Below are 1,599 nucleotides of genomic sequence, written 5' to 3' on the forward strand. Positions count from 1 at the left end.
GACTATCATTTCAGCCGCGACGCGATCGTCGGTTTTGCGCTCTCCGGCGGCGGCACCAGATGGGACCTCGCGCAGGCCATCGGCGGCGGCAAGAGCGAGGCGTTACAGGCCGGCGTCTACACCGCGGTCCGCACAGGTCCGGCCTATTTCGCCGCCTCGCTCGCCGTTGCCAATCATTGGATGTCGACAGACCGCTTCGCGCCGTTCGGCAACCAGCTCACCGCGAAGTTCGACGCGCAAACCGTCGGCGGCCGCATCGAGGGCGGCTATCGGTTCGCGACGCCGATCGGTGGCTTCACGCCATACGCGGCAGCGCAGACGCAGGCGTTTCGCACGCCGACTTATACCGAGACTGACCGGGCCGGCAGCGGCTTCGGCCTGACCTATCGGGGACGCACGGCCTCCGACACGCGAAGCGAACTTGGCACGCGCTTCGATCGGACGACGCCGGTCTCGCCGAATGCGGTCCTGACGTTGCGCGGTCGCGCGGCCTGGGCACATGATTGGGTGAGCGATCCGACGCTCAATGCCGCGTTCCAGGCGCTGCCCGGCGCCAGCTTTATCGTTAATGGCGCGACGCCGGCGAAAGACGCCGCGCTCGCATCTGCCGGCGCCGAGCTGAAGTTCTCGAACGGTGTTGCCCTGTCGGCCAAGTTCGACGGCGAGTTCGCGGCCCGCAGCACCACCTATTCCGGCACCGCGAGCCTGCGATACGCCTGGTAGCGGCAGCGCCTCATCGAGATGGCCGTGCGCCCACCGGCAAAATGCCGAGCCCGGCGAGATGCGTGTCGACAAATTGTTCGACCTGCTGACGCAGCATCTGGGGCGGCACGGCCACCATCCGCTCCTCGAGGCCGAGCGAGATGATTCCGTGTACCGCAGAGAACAAGGTGCGCGACAGCAGCGCGATCTTCACGTCATCCGCATCCGGCAATAGCCGCACCAGGGGTGGATGCATCAGCGCGAAGGCATCCATCACCATCTGCAGGATGTCATCGGGATAAGGACGGTCGTCCTCCATCCGATGCTCGAACAGCGAGCGCAGCAGATTGGCGTGCTCGGCGAAGAAGTCGAGATAGGTCGCCGCAAGCCCGTAGAGCTGGTGAACGGGATCCTCCCCCGGAACCGCGCCGAGCCGGGCCGTGAGTGCCTGAACGGTCTCCCGATTGACGGTCAGGATCACCCCGTCGAAGTCGCCGAACTCGTTATAGACGCTGCCGACGGAACAGCCCACGGCTTCGGCGACGTCCCGAACCTTCAATGATTTCAGCCCCTTGGTCGCGATAATGCTGCGGGCGATCTCCAGGATCTGGACCCGGCGCCGATATTTTTTCTGATCTCGCAGCGATTCTTCTTGAACATTGTTCATTTTCGAGCTACTCATGTGAACATTGTTCAAATTAACCCGGAGACCTGCAAAATGCAAACCCTCGCTGTTGATATCGCCGCCACCTTCCTCGATGACGCCGCTGCTCTCGTGACCGGCCTGGGCCGGGCCCTGCTGCGGTTCGCGATGACCCCGATCGATCGCATCGCCAATGCCTGCGACATCGCCGGCGTGCTCACCGAGCGGCGCGCGACCTTCCGGATGTGGCGGGC

The 1,599-nt window shown here is 64.4% G+C and carries 2 protein-coding genes; one reads left to right on the plus strand and one right to left on the minus strand.

Annotated elements, in window-relative coordinates:
• On the plus strand, nucleotides 1–723 hold a 723-nt coding region (locus MOV74_RS37685; protein WP_246932521.1), incomplete at its 5' end, for an autotransporter outer membrane beta-barrel domain-containing protein.
• 10 nt (nucleotides 724–733) lie between these two features.
• Here MOV74_RS37685 and MOV74_RS37690 read toward each other — a convergent pair.
• The gene (locus tag MOV74_RS37690; RefSeq protein ID WP_246932523.1) at nucleotides 734–1,369 is read right to left on the minus strand and encodes a TetR/AcrR family transcriptional regulator; all 636 of its coding nucleotides are present in this window, start codon (nucleotides 1,367–1,369) and stop codon (nucleotides 734–736) included.
• Nucleotides 1,370–1,599 lie beyond the last annotated feature (230 nt).

The sequence above is a fragment of the Bradyrhizobium sp. SHOUNA76 genome (assembly GCF_023006445.1).
GTDB lineage: Bacteria > Pseudomonadota > Alphaproteobacteria > Rhizobiales > Xanthobacteraceae > Bradyrhizobium.